We start from the raw sequence: 12,990 nt of genomic DNA on the forward strand, positions 1-12,990 counted from the left end.
ATAAATTTAAAAGGAGAGACAATGAAACATACAAAGAGACTCATAGTTATTTTGCTATTGAGTATATGCTTTGCGCCGGTTTTTACCCAAACCATTCAAAACGGAGTACTCGATCTCCGCAGAAGCAACTTCGACGATACTCAAAGCATGGTAATAAGCGGCAGGATGGGATTCTATAATCGCCGGTTACTTTCTTCACCGGAAGATGTACGCACCCCTACGGTATTTATCGAAGCTCCTAAAGAATGGAGTTCAACCGTTTTATCTGACGGCACAAAGATGTCCGCTTTCGGATACGGTACCTATACTCTGCAGATTTTATTACCGGAACAGCATCCCGAATTAGCAATACAATTTTCTTCTCCGGTTTCCGCATGGAGCCTCTATGTAAATGGAGAGTTGCAAGCCCATTCAGGACAAGTCGGAACTTCACGGGAAGCATCTGTCCGCGGCGAAGCAGATATTCTCTATTATATTCCGAAAGACCTAACCGAAGTATGCATGGCGATTCAGGTTTCAAACTTTTTTCATTCACGCGGAGGCATTTACCAAACCATTAAGTTTTCGACAAAAGCAAAAGCGGACAGTGCCGATTTTGCGTTCCTGTTTATTGAGATTTTTGTCTTTGGCTTTGGTGTCGCAATTATTTTGTATCATCTTGCGCTCTATCTATTTCAACCTGATAATAAAAGTGTCTTATGGTTTGTGTTCTTCAGTATTCTCGTCGTTCTCCGCAACATGGTAAAAGGACCCGTCTTTAGAATCCTCTTTTCTTCTTTATCATGGAATATCGATACTAAAATCGACTACCTTACCTTTGCATTGCTCAGCTTTTCCGTAGTCGGTTATTTTGCAACTCTCTATCCTAAAGATACTCATAAAATTATTAACCGTATCATTATGATTGAGGCGTTAGGGTACTCAGCGTTTATTTGTGTAACGCCGTCTTATATCTACGGAAAACTCATACAAGTTCATCAATTAGTGATTGTTATGATTATCGTCTATGTCATTTATTTGATCATCAAGCTGCTCATACGTAAACGGGAAGGAGCAATATTTATTGTTATCGGTATTATCATTCTGACAATTTTCACGTTAAACGATTTATTTTATAGTATGATGCTCGTTCCTACAGGAAATTTATTGCCGTTCGGTTTTTCCGCATTTTTATTAGCGCAGGCGTTCGGTTTTGCATGGAAAACGCACATTTACAATCGTCAAAGCGAGGAGATAAAAATACAACTGTCGGATTCCGACAAGCAGAAAACTCTTTTATTTAATGAGATCAGACACACCAGCGATAAACTGCAGCGGCAAGAGACGGTTCTGTCACAAAACATGGACGGAGCAGAACAGGCAATGCAGGCATTATCGCTTCAAGTTCAAACGTTAAGATCTGAAATATCCGAGCAAAGCAATCAACTTCGGAGTACGCAAAATGCAACCGACAGCTTTAATGCTTTTTTGAATACAATGCGGCAAGGAATTGAACGGCAATCGGATGCGGCAGAAGAAACGGTAACACAGATTAAGCAGTTGAACAATGCTACTAACGGACTAACGGAAAAATTCAACGAAATAAATCATAATTTTTCATACATCCGCGAAGCAAGCGATGCCGGTAAACATCATTTGATAACGGTTACGGATATCATCAATGCTATTTACGAAAGCTCGGAAAGTCTACTGGAGACAAACCAAATTATTACCGCCATTGCAGAGCAAACGAATTTATTGGCAATGAACGCGGCAATAGAGTCCGCTCATGCCGGAGAAGCGGGAAAAGGCTTCGCGGTCGTTGCCGATGAAATACGGAAACTTGCAGAAAACTCCGCGTATGAGGCCGATAATACCGGTAAGATTTTAAAGCACATCAATAAAAGCATTAAAGATTCCGCAGAGGCTTCGGATGTGTTGCGAAAAAGTTTTGAAAATATCAATATGCAGGTCAATAACTTTCAAACAATATTAGGAGATATTTCATCGTTTTTAAAAGACGTCGATGTACAGGCCGAAGAAATGAACAGCGCTATGCAATCGCTGGCGGATCAATCCATTGATGTACAAGAGGAACAAGCCGAAGTAGCCGAACTCAGAAATAAAATCAATGAAAGCTTTACCAACTTATTGCAAGCGACCGAGAAAGTACATACGGAAATCGCGGCTATGTTCACAAATATCAAAAGCCTCAATGATGCAGTTCAGACAACACGCGGGGTAGAAGCTGAAACGAGCGAATCAATCGGTATGCTCAATGCACTGATTACACACACCGATCATCTGAACAACATCCAAATGAATGAATAGCTTAGATGAATGAAAGCATCCCTTAAAAACTGAAAGCCTATCGGCTTTGCGGAGAGCGGATCATTTTTTAAGAGATGCCCATGTTCTACCACGTAAACGTTCCCTTCAACCATAGAGCGCTGATCTTGTGCATCGCTGCAAAGTCGCCCTTGCCGTCGTAGCCTTTGGTGTACACATCGCCTCCGAGCGCAAAACTTATGTTGTCGGTAAGCGCGTAGGCAACTGAATAGGTACTGAACGTACTGCCGTAGTTTACGTCGATGACGCCGCTTGCCGAAAGCTTCAGTGTTTCGCGCAAAAATGTTTTGCTTACATTGAGGCTGACAAAGCCCTTGTGCATCGGCCGCTCTATATCGTTTTTATGATTGAGGATGAGGTCTTCAAAATACTGACCGCTCAGCGTCCACGAGTCTTTCATCCAATCGACTCCGGCAAGCATCAGCAGCTGGTGTTTTTTAACGGGAGCATTAAAGTCAAGCGGCACATCATCAGGTGTCTGCCTTTTCAAATCGTCAATAGATTTATCTGTAAGTAAATTTTTGGGCTCAAAGTACCGTTCTCCTACCCATGCAGTTTCTAATCTGACCGTTACGTCTCCTGCCGGAATTGCCGCGTCAAAGCCCGTCATCCAGATACGGTAATACTCCTCATTTAAATTAGTATAGAGTTCTTTCGGAACATATGGATTAAGAGGACTCAGCGGGTTAGCAGGATTAAACAAACCCTTTTTTGCATACCCGCTTTTTACATAGCGCGGATTTTTATCCCAGCCGTAGAAGCCGGAAACGGAAAAATCAATGCCGGGTAGAAAGAAGGAAAAACGGGCGGCCGCTTCCGTGTCGGTGAACATCTTTGGTTTTGCGCTTTGGGTTTTTGTATACGTTATAGGGGCGGTAATGGTGCCAAATGGTGTTTGCATATCGAAACTATCTGGCGTGTCGATATAGTAGAGGCTGCCTTTTGCGCCATCTTCAAAGCCGAAGCGCGGCAGCTTATTCGGTGTAAAAAACGGTACGGCAATCGCTTCAAATGTAAACAGATCGTGAAAAAAACGCAGGCGGACGCTGTCCGACGGGAGCCGCGCATCATCGCCGTTAAAGGCGATAAACTCCGAGCTGTCCCGCGCGCTTAACACATCGGTGAGCCTAAACCCATCCGCTTGTCCCCACGCAATAACCTGCCTCCCCACACTGATATCCCAGATATCGCCGGAATAACGGTAATAGGCTTCGTTCAGCCGAAAACCCGTGCGTGCGGGGTTGCGGTAATTGTATTCGGCAGAAGCGGAAAGCGCGGCATACGAAGAGCCCGCAGTCACCTCGCCTTTCAGTTGCGCAATCGAACGGGATACTCCGTACTCAACATTTTTTTTAACATCGTTCCAACGGAAACCGTGCAGCGTTTCAATTTTACCGCTGAGCGTAAATACCGGTTTTGCGCTGTCAGCTTCCGAATCGAAGGAAGAGTCCTCCTCCTCATCATCGGCGGGCAGTTCGACATCGGCTGTTTGATATTCAACCGCATTGCCGGATGAAACTTCCGCTGTTCGAGCTGTTTTCCCCGTACCGTCTCTGCCCCGTATATCCCCTGCTTCCTGCGCAGTGCAAGGCAGCAATAGTACCGCAAAAAACAGCGTACAACACGCAATAACCGCTCCGTGTTTTTTTTGTATCGTTTTCATGTTGACATACCTCTCCTTATCGACATCGTTCAACCGTATCGACTATCGGTTGTCCGTATTCCCGCTTCATAGCTTCCACAGAAATAACCCACTGTTTACCATATTTGCAGGCATCGATTCCGTTGACAAGCTTACCATAAGCAATCGCCTTTCTCAGTGTACTTTCATGTAAGCCCCAAAGCAACGTTGCATCGCTCATTGCAATCAATCCGTCGAACGGATTTTTTACCGTTTTTCCATTTTCATATAATTCGTCACACGATAAATCAAGCTCATCATTCCAAACAATACCGTAACCGCCTGTATCAACCTCTACATCGTCAAATAATTCCGGTTCATTCTCCAATCGTTTAAAAGCCGCCCATTTAGTAAAAAGCGGTTTGACATCATATATCTTTGTTAGGCCTTCCGAAAATTGAATATATAAGCGATAATCAGGCAAAGTATGAACTGCTCTAATCTTATGAAACATACAGCGTCTCCTTATTCAAGTGGGGAAAGCGGCTTAAATTCCTGTGTTTCCCATATATGTAAAAGAGCTTTTTGATGAATACTCATCCACTCTCGTACCATCGATAATGCTTTCGGAGGTAAATGCCCTTCTAATATTTCTCCGTTTTGTATATCGATAGCAGCCATATCATCCCCATATAATGCATGAATATGCGGCGGATTATGTTCTGATTGCTGAAAGTACATTCGGATAATAATTCCATAAAACCTTGATAATACGGGCATATCTAGTACCTCCTCGTTCTTAACGACTTACATCATATTCACGGTATCGTGATGTTGTCAATGGGTTTATCAATCCTATCAATTTACCGGTTGTCCGTATTCCCGCTTCTCAGTGTACTTTCATGTAAGCCTTAGAAAGAAAACAAAAATTGTATGAGCATTACAATACCTGTTTGAACTAAAGAAAAAAGCGGAACTACTATAAACGGCCACAATAAAAAATGTTCGGGTATTCCGATAACCTTCATCCAATTTTTTGTTTGATAGATTAGGTTATCTTCCGTCCCCGGAATGACAATCAACTTGGTCCATTTTTGGAATAAAAGACAATCCAACAAGAAAAAGTCGGCAAAATTCACAATAATCCAATGAATATATGCGGTACAAAATATTGTCTTAAACGTATGAATTCCGCCGTGTAATGTACTTATTACTCCGTAAAGCCAACAACCTCCCATTACAATAACCGTAAATATTTTATTTACCCGTTTTTCTTTCTTATTCATTAGCTCAGGAACAGCTTTTTGAATCCCCTTAGGATATGAATCCATCAAATATCTCGGGTTGGCTATTACAAGAGCCGCCGCCGAACCGTTAAATATGGCTGCCATCGCTATGCCGTCCAATAGTGCTCTGATTATATCCACCTAAATCATTCCCTCTGTTTTTACCTCACCAGCAGCATATAGAAAACAACCCTTTCGAAAAGTTCTCTTCCGTAAGCCTTTTGAAAATAGACGGTGTAGATCCGAGGCGCGAGAAAAAATTAACCGCAGGCACGGTAAAAAATGTACATCCCTGTACATTTTTTACCTACGTGTTTGCAAGGCAAACACGCTACTGATTAGAACCACCGCCATCCTCGCCCAAAAACGTACATCCGTGTACATTTTTGAGCTGCAAGTTTGCAAGCAAACTTGTTACTGCATAGAACCAGCGGCGTCCTTGCCGCTTCTGATACGTTGAGGATTGTCAGTAGCGGCATATAGAAAAGCCCCCTTCCGTAAGCCTTTTGAAAATAAACGATGCAGATACAAGGAGTTTAGCAAAAGCGAAGCGGAGGCGTACTTGCTGTACGTTGAGCATTCGCTTTTGCGTAACGACGCAGTAGATGCCCCGCATATTTCAAAAGGATTACCTGATTTTGCCTTCTTCTAATGAATTCACCCTAAAGTACGAATCGGGGATGTTTTTGTTGAACTCGTGCTTAAGCGTTTCGATAACGGTTGCGTGCTTTTTTTGCAGGTTGTTCATTTCCATTTTACCCGCAGTCCAAAAGCCGTCTTTTTTTTCGATACCGCTTACCGTAAGCACTTTCAGCAGTGTTCCTTGTTCGTCATAAAATTCCGCCTTTACCTGCACCAGTGATTCCTTATCAATCCACGAAATATATTTTGAATACATCGATTTTTGTACCGGCACCGATTCAACTTTCCAGCAGTTTTTTCCGTCCACCGTTTCTTCTGCAAGCAGTGTGTACGTGTAATCGTCAATCTTGTGCCCGCTTATATCATCGTAGGTAAAATCGGTACCCATAAAATAGTCCTGACTTGAAGAGCCGGAAATGCGCTTTGCCTTTTTAAGTGCAGGCATATAGAGCCAACGGTCATCGCTTTTTGACGCGTCATCATACGAGAAAGAAAGATAGCCGACTCCCTTTACATCAGCGGGCAGCATAAACACCATCACCGTTTTTTTCTCGCTGCCGTAATCCTTTGAATAGGCGGTAACTTCGCGCACCCGCTTTTTGCCGCCGGAATTGATCAGCGTCATCCGCATCGTAAACGAATCCGTCGCCGCCTTTTCGCGCTTGTCAACCTTTTGCATAATCTCTTTACCCGTCACCTCTTGTGCAAATGCAAGGCTTACGGCCATCGCTGCAAATACAGTCAGCGCGATTACGTGTTTTATAATTTTCATATATGCTCCTCTTTCAATTGGTAATTTGTAATGCGTAGTTGGTAATTACTGCTGCACGTAAATCGCTTTAATTACCAATTATCAATTACGCACTACCCATTAGTTTCCTCTTTTCCAAATGGTTTGCTGATGTAGATCAATACCGGCGTCATCAAATAGTCGGCGGCGAGCGCAGACAGAAGGCCGACCGCAGCCAATACACCGAGACGTAGAATCGCATCAATCTTACACGTAAGATACACTAAAAATGTTGCAGACAAAATAATCGTTGTCATCGCAAGTGTCTTTCCGATGGAATAAAACGTCTCGAAAATTACACGGTCATAAGATTTCTCTTTGTCAAAAAGATATTTGGTGTGGTTGGTAAAGTGAATGGTATCATCAACCGCAATACCGAGAATCATCGGCATAATTGCCATCGTCATAAGATCCAGCGAAATACCGAGATAACCCATAATTGCACCGATGACAATGACGGGGAAGATGTTGGGGATAAGCCCGATCAGTCCCATCTTAACGCTGCCGAATACAAGCATCATTAAAATTGCAATCGCAACGAGCGAAGTTAAAAAAGAATACAATTCGCCGAATACGATTTTATTGTTCAATTCTGCAAATTGCACGGCAGCTCCGATTAAATGGCAATCCGCTTGAGGAAACAGTTCCGCGCATGTTTGCTCGATAGTTTTCAGATTTCCCGCAAGCTCGTTTGCATCATACGAGGCAACATCAATCGACATACGGAGTGTACGGAATTCTTCATCAACCCAACGTGAAGTTTGACCTCCTGAAATTTCGTACAAGAACAGCAGCTGCGCGAGCAAATCTTCATCATCGGGAATCGTGTAAAACGCAGGATCATCGGAGTGCATCGTTTGATTCATCTCTTTGACAATATCCAAAATCGAGAATATCTTTGGCACTCCGTTATTCATTTTTGTTAATCTGAACGTCCCGATGAGTGTACTCAGTTTATCGAGTTTTTTAAGCACATCAGGATTCTTAACCGCATCATCTTCATCAAAGGTGAGCATAATATTGTAACTAAAATAGGAACCAAGCTGCGACTGCGTAATTTCATAAAGACGTTTAATATACGGAATGCGCAAACCCATGAATTTAAAGTTATCCATGTTGACATCGATTTTGAACAACGCTGGAATACAAGCCGCAGTGATGAGCGTAAATGCAACCATGATCGCTTTGCGTCTTTTGATAACGGAATGTCCGAACCGTTCAAACCATTTATCCAATTTTTGCGCACGTACAGCTCTTTTTGTATGAGCATTTGCCGAATCTTTACCGGCTTCAATATCTTTGCCGAAACTCATCAAAATCGGAATGAGAACACTGACGTAGATATACACAGCGAATACCATCGCGGCGCTTGCGGCTCCCATCCAGCGCATCGGCTTAAGGTCAGTCGTTAAAAACGACAGCACCGAAACAACGGTGGTAACGACGGTAAAAAAGAGCGGCCAACCGGTATTTTCAATCGAAGCGATAACAGCCTCTTTCCGTTTGCCGAGTTCATAAAAGCTTGTTTTAAATGAATTGACGAGGTGAATTGAGTAACCGACCGAAAGCGCCATCGCAAGCACAATCGGAACCGACATCATTTCCGACTTTCCCGAAATATGCAAAAAGCCCATAATGCCGAGCACCGTGGTAATACCGAAGAAAGTCGCGAACAATGGCACAATCGTTCCGCGGAGCGACCGGGTAAATACAATGAGCAGAATAATCATACAGAGAAAACTCAAGCCGACGCTTTTGGTGGTCTCCTGTCCCATCACAACTTTTTCTTCCGTTTCGGTATAGGGAAGTCCCGCAGGTTTTATCGTATACGCAGCGCTGTGATATTTAGGGTCGGTAACAATGTCGATTGCCGCTTCTCCGATAACGTACATTGGAGCCTGTGCCGAAGTTTTACTCCAGACTTCTTCAGGCGGTGTCGCCTTGAGCGACAGTACCAGCCATGTTTCCGTCGCATCCTGTGTTACGAGCTTATTCACAATCGACTTACGCGAAAGGATAAAGTCTTTGGCAGCTTTTAATGCGGCAGGATCGGAAGGAATACCGTCCCGAAACGGATTGGTGATTTCTATACCTTCGTCCGTACCGACGGTAATATCCGTATCGGTAATCGAAGTGATGGAATCCGAATATGGTACTTTTTCCAAAAGTTCGGTGCCGATATCTTTAATCGCTTGGAGCACCTCCGGCTTAAATACGTCGTCTGATTCAAAGAGCAGCACGATCGAATCGTTACTGCCGAACAATTCCTTAAACCGCGCATCATTCTTTTTTGTGCTTTCTTTTACGGTTAAAAACTCGTCTTCATCAGCCGAGCCGACCTTAAAACTTTTTACGCCTATAAGCCCCGCAACCGTTACAGTCGCAAGCAGAACCAAACAGAGCCAGCGGTATTTTAATTGAAACTTTGCAATCTTTTTAAAGAATAGATGCATTCCTTCAAGTTTCATGCCATGAACCTCTTACAATACTGAAATAGTAAACACTGTTTACTATTTCAGTATAAGATTCCCCTAGGAATTGTCAATAGGTATGATTTGCGATTTAGTTATTCTTCGGATCCATTAAAACAATCTGAGGCCATTACCTTGATCATATTTCCGGCTGCATAATTTTATTCCAGCAGAAATACATGACATCAGTTAATATATCGATAAATCCTTGAGCTTTTTCGTAAGGATACTCATGGGTGATAATTTCAAAAAATGGTGTTAAGGCAGTACTGTAAATCAAATGAAGCTGATCATCGCTTAAAGGCCGGATATTGATTCCATGTTTTTTAAAATCATCAATAACTTTTTTGCATGCTGTAACATCCGCCATTACAAATTCATGGCGGATATTTTCGTATTTTGTTCCTGTCGCACGGTTAAACAGCAGTTTAAATTCATCAAAGCGGCTATAAACAAGATTATACAAATTCCATATCGATGTGCGTATAACTTCTTTTATCGCGGCCCCATTTTCTGTTTTGAATAGCTCGACTACGGTTTCGGAAAAATCGGTGCCGATACTTAACGTTTGTGCAATAAGCGGCTGCACGAGCGCTTCAAAAATTGCAGCCTTTGACGGAAAGTGTTTGTACAAGGCGCCGGCCGTTATTCCCGTCATTGCTGCGATGGAGCGCATCGACGCTTTTTCAAAACCATTTTGCAAAAATTCCTTTTTTGCATTTTTGAGGATTTCCGTATAGGTTGTGCTCTTTTTTTTCGGTTCTTTCATCGCTTATAGTATAAGCTGCTGCTTGATCATTGTGAAGAGGGAATTTAACACATTAGTTCTCCGTGAACGTTTTATACTGCAGTAGCTGCATAGTCCGGCGGTTAAACCATGAAAGAGAACCGTCATAATTCACGCTGACAATATAAGTCTCCGTCATCAGCGCTTTACGAGGAAGGGCGTAATCCCTCGGCAGCTGCCTGCTTGACCGTCTCCGTTTATCATAATAGGTAAGCTGATTTTTCCCAAGCGTAGTAAGCACTGCATATCCGTCATCATAGAGAGAAGCTTGCAAATCTTCATCGCTGTACGAAAGCGCTGCGGCAAAACTGCTGCGGGCGGGGTATGCCGTATCGAGCTTCATGGTCATTAAATCGGTTTGTTCCGACTTCTCAGTTTTAAGCCGGAAGCAGGAAAAGGTATTGGCTACCTTGTTATTACCCTGTACCGAAAACGCAATATCTCCGTCCATATTAAGCGGCATGGTTTCGCCCGTTTTTATATTGATTAGCAAAATCGGCTGACGGATAACACCGCCCGTACTTTTGGTGATGAGCACAAAGGTATCGTCTACCTGCACGGCATCTTGTAATCCTGCGGCCTGATACGTGAATAATTGCTTTCCGCTTTTACCGTCGAGCAAGACCAATCCGCTGAATGCCCGCACCGCTGCGATGGTATCGTTATACACCGAAACCGAATTAAGCCGCTCCCGTGGGCGGTATAAGACAACCGGTGTTTGTCCTTCCTCCGCATAATACAGCGGTGCGTTTTTTTCTGCAGACCAAAATAAAAATCCGTTTCCATATACGGTACACCGATCGCCCAAAACGGATTGAATAACAGGTTCCGGTTTATCCGCCGAGGAGGTGCTGACATACAGCGTCGAACCGCTGAGCATGTAGATTTTGGAATCCTTCGTACATATATCGCGAATCGGAATTGAAACGTCGATATTGAGCTCCGTTAACAAAACCTCCGCATCCTTGTTTTGCGTTAAACGATACAGCCTGCCGTCATCAGTTCCGATTACAACCGCCGCATCGACATGCCGCGCTGCGGTAATATCGGCAGGATGCGGAAGGCTAAAGGCAGGAGATTTTTTGTCGCCTTGGCATAAATACCATGTCCGGCCGGATTCACCTTTTTCAATCCATACCGGCAAACTATCCGTAATCTTTCCTGCAAATAGGGCGGAACGGGCGGGATAGTTTTCCAATACCTCGCCCGAAGCGGCCTTTACAACTACGACATTTCCGTTTTTATATCCGATAATCTGAGTGTAATTTTTAATAAGTTCGGGATTCTCCAACCGATCCTCGGTTTCGTACTGTGTCAGAATTGACTTCTTAGCAATATCGGCGTACACAAGCCTGCCGGTCTCTCCGTACGTTACAATACTTTTTTCGCTCGGGCCGGTTGCCGCAAGCAGCACGATTCCCGGCGGCCGCGGATACACTTTTTTTACATTTCCGTTTGCATCGAGCACGGTAATTCCCTCTGTCGATGCGGTTCCGATAAACAGATAGGTGCCCTGCGCAGACCACGACAGGGAGAGGACGGAACTGGTAAAGCGTTTTGCGTACAGCTGCTTTTTTGTTTGCCAGTCCCAGAGGGAAATTTTATGAATACTGAAGCCGTCCGTTTCATAGACGGCGATAAGCGCTTTTTTAGGATGAGCGGCGATGCGCTTAATCGGCATTGTCGACACCTGCCATGTTTCGGGCTTCATGGTTCTATATGAAAATCGGGTGATAAAGCCGTCTTTTCCGGCTGCAAAAAAAGAACGCGTAACGGAAGAATCGGCAATGGCTGCCACTCCTCCTTCAAACCGGTGAGTGATAAGGGAGCGTTCAAGGCTGTTTCTTACGGAAAGATCTTGCCCCTGCAATCTGTTTTTTTGCAGCGCTGCATCGGCTTCACCTTCATCAAAAGAGGCTTCTGTTTCCGCCCCGTTCTCCGGTATGTGTCCGTTTTTGCTATGATCTTTATTCACAGCATTGCCCTGCACGTTCCCATTTGAATTATGTTTTTCATTTACGGTATTATCCGTCCCGGGGGAGCCCGGAGTATCGGGAGCAATTTCATCGGAAGGTGTGCCGTCGGAAGCAGAGACAGCACCGGCGCCGTCCGATTCTTCGGCCGGATTTTCCGCCGTATTCGGTGCGGCAGGAGATTGACTATCGATATTGGTATCCGTTTGCTGCTCTCCGGCAGCGGCGCCGTTATCCGATGTATCTGATGTTTCCGATGTTCCCTGTTGGGCTTGTGCATCGGCAGCGGTTGTTCCGGCTGCCGCCGGTTCGGATACTGCTGCCGGCGTACCCGCATTGCCGGTAGTTTGCGCACCTACGCTTGCAAGCAGGCATACAAACAACGGTAACAACAGAAAACGTTTAAACGGCCGGCTCATTGTCGTCTCCTTCGGCATGGATATTCTTATAGGAAAGATAGGGGCCGAGCCATAAGGCCTTAAACACTTCTTTCTGTTTACCCTTTTTATGATCTGTTTCTACCGAGCGGTAAAGGCTTAACGGAACGCGCATCACCGCGACTTCTTTTTCCCGCAGTCCATGCAGATGGAATTCGATTGTATCACCCTCGAGTTTTTCAAACAGAATTTGAATATGCTTTCCCTTGATGTTTTTCCCGTTATCCAGCAAAAAAAACTTTACCGCCTCGACGATTTCAGGATCTAAATCGGCATCGAGTACGGCAATCCGGTCGGCAAGTTCGGGATAGCCTATTACCGGCGTTTGTCCTTTCTTGAGAAATTCGGTCTTTATCTTTTTATTGTTTTCCGCATCAATTCTGACAGCCCCCGCACAAAAAGCGAGACATTCCATGCGTTTCTTTTCCGGGACAAACAGCAGCGTCGTTTTTTTAGACTTCCACACAAATTCCGTTTCAAGTTCGATATTGACTTTTGAACCGCAGGACGGACATACGAAAGACAAAAAAGAACCGTTTTTTATCTTTTCTTTTACAGCCGTCTGAACATCCAAATCGATTGTCTTTTCATATTCCACATCAAATGAACAGTCACATTTACAGGTAATTTTTTGCATAAGTTCTCCTAAAAAGCA

At 44.0% G+C, this 12,990-nt stretch carries 10 protein-coding genes; 1 reads left to right on the forward strand and 9 read right to left on the reverse strand.

Annotation, left to right across the window (positions count from 1 at the left end; genetic code table 11):
* Positions 1 to 21 precede the first annotated feature (21 nt).
* Positions 22 to 2,310, forward strand: a complete 2,289-nt coding sequence (locus tag HMPREF1222_RS03075; protein ID WP_016518161.1) for a methyl-accepting chemotaxis protein — start codon at positions 22 to 24, stop codon at positions 2,308 to 2,310.
* 85 nt (positions 2,311 to 2,395) lie between these two features.
* On the opposite strand, the gene HMPREF1222_RS03080 is transcribed toward HMPREF1222_RS03075, so the two are convergent.
* The 9 genes from HMPREF1222_RS03080 to HMPREF1222_RS03120 all read right to left on the reverse strand — a co-directional run bounded on the left by HMPREF1222_RS03080 (position 2,396) and on the right by HMPREF1222_RS03120 (position 12,972).
* Entirely contained in the window at positions 2,396 to 3,991 is a 1,596-nt protein-coding gene (locus tag HMPREF1222_RS03080) for a DUF1302 domain-containing protein (protein WP_016518162.1), read from the reverse strand.
* A 16-nt stretch (positions 3,992 to 4,007) separates the two neighbouring features.
* Positions 4,008 to 4,463 carry a DUF2442 domain-containing protein gene (locus HMPREF1222_RS03085; RefSeq protein WP_016518163.1) on the reverse strand — a complete coding sequence of 152 codons (456 nt, stop codon included), beginning with the start codon at positions 4,461 to 4,463 and terminating at the stop codon, positions 4,008 to 4,010.
* A gap of 11 nt (positions 4,464 to 4,474) precedes the next feature.
* A complete protein-coding gene (locus HMPREF1222_RS03090) occupies positions 4,475 to 4,729 on the reverse strand; it encodes a DUF4160 domain-containing protein (protein ID WP_016518164.1) in 255 nt (84 codons plus the stop codon).
* Positions 4,730 to 4,860: 131 nt separating this feature from the next.
* Positions 4,861 to 5,376, reverse strand: coding sequence for a hypothetical protein (locus tag HMPREF1222_RS03095; RefSeq protein ID WP_038076465.1), 516 nt, complete (start codon positions 5,374 to 5,376; stop codon positions 4,861 to 4,863).
* Positions 5,377 to 5,863: 487 nt separating this feature from the next.
* Entirely contained in the window at positions 5,864 to 6,649 is a 786-nt protein-coding gene (locus HMPREF1222_RS03100; RefSeq protein ID WP_016518166.1) for an outer membrane lipoprotein-sorting protein, read from the reverse strand.
* Positions 6,650 to 6,741: 92 nt separating this feature from the next.
* Complete coding sequence (locus HMPREF1222_RS03105) at positions 6,742 to 9,135, reverse strand: efflux RND transporter permease subunit (protein WP_016518167.1); 2,394 nt, start codon at positions 9,133 to 9,135, stop codon at positions 6,742 to 6,744.
* A gap of 142 nt (positions 9,136 to 9,277) precedes the next feature.
* Entirely contained in the window at positions 9,278 to 9,907 is a 630-nt protein-coding gene (locus HMPREF1222_RS03110; protein WP_016518168.1) for a TetR/AcrR family transcriptional regulator, read from the reverse strand.
* Positions 9,908 to 9,959: 52 nt separating this feature from the next.
* Positions 9,960 to 12,317: a hypothetical protein gene (locus HMPREF1222_RS03115; protein ID WP_016518169.1), complete on the reverse strand. Its 2,358-nt coding sequence runs from the start codon at positions 12,315 to 12,317 to the stop codon at positions 9,960 to 9,962.
* The gene (locus HMPREF1222_RS03120; RefSeq protein ID WP_016518170.1) at positions 12,301 to 12,972 is read right to left on the reverse strand and encodes a CpXC domain-containing protein; all 672 of its coding nucleotides are present in this window, start codon (positions 12,970 to 12,972) and stop codon (positions 12,301 to 12,303) included. Before HMPREF1222_RS03120 ends, HMPREF1222_RS03115 begins: the two co-directional genes overlap by 17 nt.
* Positions 12,973 to 12,990 lie beyond the last annotated feature (18 nt).

Origin of the sequence: Treponema vincentii F0403, from assembly GCF_000412995.1 — a bacterium.
Classification (GTDB): domain Bacteria; phylum Spirochaetota; class Spirochaetia; order Treponematales; family Treponemataceae; genus Treponema; species Treponema vincentii.

Coding starts and splice junctions, on each gene's coding strand:
- HMPREF1222_RS03080 (WP_016518162.1), bottom strand. CDS start 3,991: ATGAAAACGATACAAAAAAAACACGGAGCGGTTATTGCGTGTTGTACG.
- HMPREF1222_RS03105 (WP_016518167.1), bottom strand. CDS start 9,135: ATGAAACTTGAAGGAATGCATCTATTCTTTAAAAAGATTGCAAAGTTT.
- HMPREF1222_RS03120 (WP_016518170.1), bottom strand. CDS start 12,972: ATGCAAAAAATTACCTGTAAATGTGACTGTTCATTTGATGTGGAATAT.
- HMPREF1222_RS03085 (WP_016518163.1), bottom strand. CDS start 4,463: ATGTTTCATAAGATTAGAGCAGTTCATACTTTGCCTGATTATCGCTTA.
- HMPREF1222_RS03115 (WP_016518169.1), bottom strand. CDS start 12,317: ATGAGCCGGCCGTTTAAACGTTTTCTGTTGTTACCGTTGTTTGTATGC.
- HMPREF1222_RS03090 (WP_016518164.1), bottom strand. CDS start 4,729: ATGCCCGTATTATCAAGGTTTTATGGAATTATTATCCGAATGTACTTT.
- HMPREF1222_RS03075 (WP_016518161.1), top strand. CDS start 22: ATGAAACATACAAAGAGACTCATAGTTATTTTGCTATTGAGTATATGC.
- HMPREF1222_RS03100 (WP_016518166.1), bottom strand. CDS start 6,649: ATGAAAATTATAAAACACGTAATCGCGCTGACTGTATTTGCAGCGATG.
- HMPREF1222_RS03110 (WP_016518168.1), bottom strand. CDS start 9,907: ATGAAAGAACCGAAAAAAAAGAGCACAACCTATACGGAAATCCTCAAA.